The sequence below is a fragment of the Candidatus Krumholzibacteriia bacterium genome, from assembly GCA_035649275.1.
Classification (GTDB): domain Bacteria; phylum Krumholzibacteriota; class Krumholzibacteriia.
On the sequence record DASRJW010000038.1, the window covers coordinates 1 to 6,141 of the forward strand.

7 protein-coding genes are annotated in these 6,141 nt (G+C 69.0%); 3 read left to right on the forward strand and 4 right to left on the reverse strand.

The genetic code is table 11. From position 1 onward, the window contains the following. Positions 1 to 317, forward strand: a 317-nt coding sequence (locus tag VFE28_04055) for an ABC transporter permease (protein HZM15154.1), incomplete at its 5' end; no start/stop codon positions are given. A 50-nt stretch (positions 318 to 367) separates the two neighbouring features. Here VFE28_04055 and VFE28_04060 read toward each other — a convergent pair. The 3 genes from VFE28_04060 to VFE28_04070 form a co-directional block, all read right to left on the reverse strand. Continuing rightward, complete coding sequence (locus VFE28_04060) at positions 368 to 847, reverse strand: DinB family protein (protein HZM15155.1); 480 nt, start codon at positions 845 to 847, stop codon at positions 368 to 370. A 47-nt stretch (positions 848 to 894) separates the two neighbouring features. Further along, positions 895 to 2,175 carry a transaldolase family protein gene (locus tag VFE28_04065; protein HZM15156.1) on the reverse strand — a complete coding sequence of 427 codons (1,281 nt, stop codon included), beginning with the start codon at positions 2,173 to 2,175 and terminating at the stop codon, positions 895 to 897. A 112-nt stretch (positions 2,176 to 2,287) separates the two neighbouring features. After that, positions 2,288 to 3,001, reverse strand: a complete 714-nt coding sequence (locus VFE28_04070) for a metalloregulator ArsR/SmtB family transcription factor (protein HZM15157.1) — start codon at positions 2,999 to 3,001, stop codon at positions 2,288 to 2,290. A gap of 94 nt (positions 3,002 to 3,095) precedes the next feature. Here VFE28_04070 and VFE28_04075 point away from each other — a divergent pair, with 94 nt between their 5' ends. Both VFE28_04075 and VFE28_04080 read left to right on the forward strand, forming a co-directional pair. Then, complete coding sequence (locus VFE28_04075) at positions 3,096 to 4,829, forward strand: Rieske 2Fe-2S domain-containing protein (protein ID HZM15158.1); 1,734 nt, start codon at positions 3,096 to 3,098, stop codon at positions 4,827 to 4,829. Positions 4,830 to 4,836: 7 nt separating this feature from the next. After that, entirely contained in the window at positions 4,837 to 5,697 is an 861-nt protein-coding gene (locus VFE28_04080; protein HZM15159.1) for an MBL fold metallo-hydrolase, read from the forward strand. 102 nt (positions 5,698 to 5,799) lie between these two features. On the opposite strand, the gene VFE28_04085 is transcribed toward VFE28_04080, so the two are convergent. Beyond that, entirely contained in the window at positions 5,800 to 6,096 is a 297-nt protein-coding gene (locus VFE28_04085) for a hypothetical protein (GenBank protein ID HZM15160.1), read from the reverse strand. Positions 6,097 to 6,141 lie beyond the last annotated feature (45 nt).

Consider the following 6,141-nt stretch of genomic DNA (forward strand, 5'->3'; position numbering starts at 1 on the left):
CGCAGAATCTGATGCTGCCGGTGTGGATCTGCCTCATGATTCCCATGTTCCTCATGTTCTTCGTCGGCCAGCACCCGGACCTGTGGTGGGTCCGCGTCCTCACCTACGTCCCCTTCTTCACCCCCTTCCTGATGGTGAACCGGCTGGCGAGCGCCGTGCCCCCGGGCCCGGTGGAGATCGCCGCGAGCCTCGTCCTCATGGTCTTCTCTTGCTGGGGAGCCACCTATCTCGCGTCGCGCGTTTTTCGTGTCGGCATCTTGCTCTATGGCAAGCCGGCGAATCCGCGGGAGCTCTGGCGCTGGATGCGGGCGGGCTAGGGTCGCGTCGTGCTACAGGACCGGCGCGGGCTGGACGTGCCGGACGGACGCTAGCCTGACGGGCTCGCTTTCGCCTCAATGGCGCGGCGGAGCTGCACCAGCTGTCCCAGGTGGTAGCTGTTGTGGTCCGCGAGTAGCAGCGTTTCGCGCAACAGGCTCACACCTTCGGTGTGGGGGATGGAAGCGCAGGGATCCGGTGCTTCGCGGACCATGGCGATTATCGCCTCCAGGTCCTTCATGAAAGCGTTCACGCTCCGCTTCCAATCCTGCTCCGAATCCGGGGTCGCCGCCTTGGGCCAGTAGCCGGCGGGAAACGCCGGCGACTCGTGTGAAGGATTGCGGCTCCATTCCAGGATGTCCCACTGGGCGATGCGCAGGTGTTCGAGGAGCTGCCAGGGAGTGTGCGGCAGATCCGGGATGCGTTCCCCCGCCCAGCGCGACGGGAAGGTGCGCAGCACGTCTTCGTAGGTGGCGTGGGCGCCGTCGCCGCGCAGCATGCGCTCCACCTGGGTGCGGAGCTCGTCCACCATGCCCCTCCCGTTGGGTCGCTGCGACCAGTGGGACTGGCCGTCGTGCCCTAGCCCAGCAAGCCGCGCACGCGCGCGTCGAGCTGCTCCTGATCGGCGGCGAAGGAGTGCAAGCCGCTGATGTTGAGCAGCCCATCGAGGGACGTCGTCCCGGCCCGCAGGCGTTCCCGCCAGCGCTCCAGCTTCGGGATCTTGCCGTCCTTGCGGATCGTCTCGATCTCCGTCGCCGTGTAGTCGGGGAAGATATCGTGGACGCCGTGCCGGCGGAGCGTCGCCACCAGGTCGGACGGGCGCATCGAATCGAGATCGGCGCGCGTGAGCGCGTCCGCCGCCGCCACCAGCTCCGGTGTGATCGCCCACAAGGTCTCGAAGCGCAGCTCCCGGAGCGCCGTCGCCTCCACCTCGGGACGGATGTCCGCGGCCGCCGGTCCTGCAGACGTGGGTGGCGCTGTCGCGGCATCGCGGTAGCCCTTGGCGACGGCGAGCGGAATGGTGAGGACATCGGTGCCCGCCAGCGTCCACACCTGTTCGCTGCCGCGCAAGCTCGCGGCGATCTGCCGAGTCGCCGCCCGCTTCTCGCGCCGCAGCGTCCGGATCGCCTCCTGGCTGGCGGCGGTGGCCTTCTCTCCCACACCGGTGCCGCTGCCGAGGCCTGCGTCGCTGACGAAGGCATTGAGGCGCCCGAGGAAGACGTTGACGAAGCTCGGGTCGCCGAGGCGCGCGGCGAGAACGTTGTGCCGCGCCGAAAACCCGAGGGTGAAGTTGACCGGTACGCCGGCGCGGCGTAGCTTGCGCATGCCGAGCAAGCCTGCCGGCGTCAGCGGCAGCTTGACGATGAAGCGCTCCGGGCAGATGGCGTGGAAGCGCTTGCCGTAGAGCACGGCCAGCTCCACGTCGTCGGCGAGATCGGTGTGCTCCTCCACGCTCACCCAGGAATCAAAGCGCTCCACCAGACGGAGCCCGTGATAGGCGTTGAGCACGAAGGCGATCTCGAGCACGAGCAGCGATTCGGGGATCTCCGGCTCGAGCTCGCGCAGGCGCTTCGCCGTCTTCCGCACCAGGTCGTCGTACTGGCCGCGCTGCACCTCGGCGTTGAGGAGAGTGTTGTTCGTCGTGAGACCGCGGAACTCCGCGCTCCACAGTCCGGAAATCCCTTGGATGTCGCCGGTGTCGAGCCAGAGCTCGCTGCCGGTTTTCTGGAGCGCCAGCCAGCGGGGCGCGCTCTCGAAATGTTTCTGTTCGAAGGCGGGCTGGAATCCCTGCCGCACCCACTCTTTCATCCCGGCTTCCAGCTTGCGCGCGATCTGAGTGCTTTCGGACGAATGGATCATCGCGGCATCCTTCTTTCGCCTACCGAAACACCGCCAGAATCTGCAGTGGACCGTGCAGCGGTCCGGCTGCGCCGCACCGTCACAGTATACGCGCTGCGCTCCCCTCCCGCCCTCACTCCGTTCCTGGCGCGGCGGGCCCGATGCGGTAAGCGCAGCGCCGCGCCCCGGCGAGGAGGTGCTCCGTCCGCTCCACCACCACGTCCTTGCCGAGAACACTCTGGAAGAGGTCGAGCTCGCCGGCGCAGAGGCCTTGGCACACTTGCGCCGCGGCGCAGATCGGACAGTGGTTTTCTACCAGGAGATAGCTGCCGTCTCGCTGGCGGCGCCAGTCCGCCATGTAACCCTCGGAGCGGCGCAGGCGTGCAAGAGCCGCGACACGGCGCGCCAGGGGCGACGAGGGCGCGGGTAAACGCTGGCTGTAGTCGCGGCGCTGCTGCCGTGTGCGCGCCGACACCAGGCGTTCGAGACCGCGGGCACCAAAGGCGCGGCGGAGACTCCCGAGCAGCTCCACGGTGAGCTCGGCGTAGCCCTGGGGAAAGCGGGCCTGGCCAGCAGGTGTGAGGCGCCACCAGCGAGCGGGGCGTCCGACACCCCGGCGGCGCGCCTCGAAGTCGACGAGCCCATCCTCTTGCAAGAGCGCCAGATGCTGCCTCGCCCCCATCGGGGTGCAGCCCAGGCGGGCGGCGATGGCGGCGGTTCGCTCGGGCCCGCGGGTCTTGAGAAGGAAGAGGATGCGGCCCCGGGTGGCCTCGCCGTCTCGGCCGCTGGCGCTGGCCGGCGCCGACCCACGCCCGGGCCCCCGGTTCTCGTCGCTCTTCTTCCGCATGCGCCGAGGGTAACGCCGGGTCCCTGAATTAAGCAAGTCTCTGCTTGACTTATTTTCGAGTCCGGCCCACCCTTGGAGGTCGCTGGAGGTGCGCATGCTCGAGGTCGCCAGCGCCTGGGAACGGGTGGGTGAGCTCGAGAGCTTCGCCCCCGGCAGTCTCACGACTTGGAAGATGCATCGTACTCAGCTGGTGATCGGGCGCACCGAGGCCGGCGCCGTCTTCGCTCTCGACAACCGCTGCCCGCACGAAGGCTATCCTCTCGCCCAAGGCAATCTCAACGACTGCACCCTCACCTGCAACTGGCACAACTGGAAGTTCGACGTGCGCGACGGCACTTGCCTCCTGGGAGGCGAAGGCGCCCGCTCCTATCCCGTGCGCATCGTGGACGGTGTCGTCGAAGTGAACTTGGCGGAACCTCCACCGGAAGCGACTTGGCCGCGTTTGCGCGCCGGTCTCGACGACGCGTTCCACCAGGGCGATACTGGCCAGGCCTTGCGTGAGGCGGCGCGCTTGCTGCACTCGGGCTACGCGCCGCTGCGGCTCCTGGCCGACGTGGGCCGTTACGATGCGCTCCACGCCGAGTACGGGAGCAGTCATGTGCTGGCGGTGGCAGCCGACAGCGCCGGTCTGCTCGGCCGCCAGCGCGGCGTCGCGGCCCTCGCCATCGTGGCGCCCGTTCTCGAGCTCTGCATCGACACCGACGCGCGCTTGCCCGTGCGCTCACTCCCCACTCCGCTTCCGGGCGCGACGGGGGCGGAGTTCCGCGCTGCTGTCGAGGCCGAAGACAACGAGCGCGCCGAGGGACTGCTGCGCGGCGCCTTCGCGGCCGGGATCCCTCGCGCCGAGATCGAGAGCTGGCTCTGCCGCGCTGTCGCCGACCACTTCCTCGACTTCGGCCACGCCTTGATCTACCTGGTCAAGGCGGTGACCTTCCTCGATCGCGTCGACGCGGACTACGCCTGCGACATCGAGGCGGGTCTCGTCTACAGCATCGTGCTCGGCACGCGGGAGGATCGGCTGCCGTACCTGCGGAGCAGCTTCGCCCGCGTTGCGACGTTCGCCCCCGAGTTTCCTGCCGTCTTCGCCGCGGCGCGCCCCGGCACCGACTGGGATGCCTCCGCTCTCCGCGACGCCGTCCTCGACGGCAGCAGCGCCGCAGCCGTGGACGGCGTCTGGGAGGCGCTGCGCCGCGGTGTGACGCCGGAAGAGGTGGCGCAGGCTCTCGTCGCCGCCGCCGCCCATCGATTGCTGCGTTTCGATACGCGCTGGGAGTCCGATCCAGAGGTGGCGGAGAACTGGCTCTGGGCCACGCACCGCCTCACCTTCGCGAGCGCCGTGCGCCACGCAGTGCTCCGCTTCCGCGAACCGGCGGCGCTCCACTTCCTCTTCCAAGCCGCGGCCTTCATCCAAACGGGCCGGCCCATGGACATGCCCGCCGCAGCCAGGCCGCCGCTGGAGGCCGCCGCCACCGCCTCCATTCCGACCCTGGTGGACTCGATCCGCTCGCGCCGCAGCGAGGAGGCCGTCGCTTGCGCCGCGCGACTCTTGCAAGACGAGAGCAACGTCGACCTCGTGTACCGCGCCCTCGAGGATCACTGCAGCGACTGCTTCGTCCGCCCCATCTTCGTTGCCCACGCGCTCAAGACCACGCTCGCCGCCATCGAGGAGCACCAGAGCCTCACCGGGCATCCGGACCGGGCGGTGCCGCTCCTCGCTGCGGTCCGCTTCCTGGCCTCGCCTGTTCGCGAGCGGGATCTGCACGCGCAGGTGCACCGCTCGCTCCGTTGGGTCGTGGCGGGCCGCGTGCCCCGCAAGCTCACCCAGTGAGGACGCCATGGCGAACCCGAAGCGTAGGCGGCTCGAAAACGTCCCGGGTGATTTCTACGTGGACGAGACCTGCATCGACTGCGACCAATGCCGGGCCATCGCCCCTGAGACCTTCCATGACGCCGGCGACAAGGCAGCGGTGTACCGGCAGCCGCAGGACGCAACGGCACGTATCACCGCCCTCAAGGCCCTCGTCACCTGCCCCACCGGTTCCATCGGCACGCTGGAGCACCATGACATGGCCGAGGCGGTGGCAGCGTACCCCGAGCGCATCGAAGACGAGGTGCACTTCTGCGGCTTCGCCGCCGAAAGCTCTTTCGGCGCCTCCAGCTATCTGATCCTGCGACCCGAAGGCAACGTGCTGGTGGATTCGCCGCGCTTCGCCGGGCCGCTGGTCCGGCGCATCGAATCTCTCGGCGGTGTGCGCACGCTGTTCCTCACCCATGTGGACGACGTCGCCGACCATGCCCGCTGGGCGAAGCACTTCGGCGCCAGCCGCATCCTGCACCGGGCCGACCGCAGCGCCGGCCTCGCGGGCGTCGAGCGCTGGCTCGACGGCACCGCTCCCGTCGTCCTCGACCCCGACCTGCTCGCGATCCCGACGCCGGGGCACACGGCCGGGCACACCGTGCTCCTCTACCGGCAGCGCTTCCTGTTCTCCGGCGACCACCTGTGGTGGTCCCCCACGCGGCAGCGTCTCGTCGCCTCGAGCAGCGTCGCCTGGTATTCCTGGCCCGAACAATTGCGGTCGGTGGCGAAGCTCGTCGATCACCCCTGCGAGTGGGTGCTTCCAGGGCACGGCCGGCGCTTCCACGGCCCTGCCGCCGTCATCACCGCACAACTGCGAGATATCGTGGCGCGCGGTTGAGACTCGAGCAAGCTGATCACCGACCTGGGGCCGCCGCCGAGAGTCCAACGAGAGAGACAACATTCTGCGTGAGGCCAACGAGATGCAAGACCTCGGTGGGAGTCAAACGAGATACACGATCTCGGCAGGAGCGAGGGCGAGAACGGCGCCGGCAGTCTCATCGCCAGCCGCCATCGCGGCCTTGCTTGCCTCCACACTCTGGCCGGCCTCGTCGCGACAGACGCGGAGCACGCGGCGCCCCCGTGCCGCCTGCGGCAAGGCGAGAGTCTGCGGCGATCGCCAGTCCTTGTTGAGGGCGATGAAGGCGTTCGGTGCCGCGCGTCGCGGCGTCACGGGCACCTCTCGGTGTTCCATCACCACATCTCGGCGCTCCGTCACCGCATCTCGCCGCTCCGTCATTGCACTTCGTCGCTCCGGGTTCGTACCTCGCTCCAGAAGGAGGGT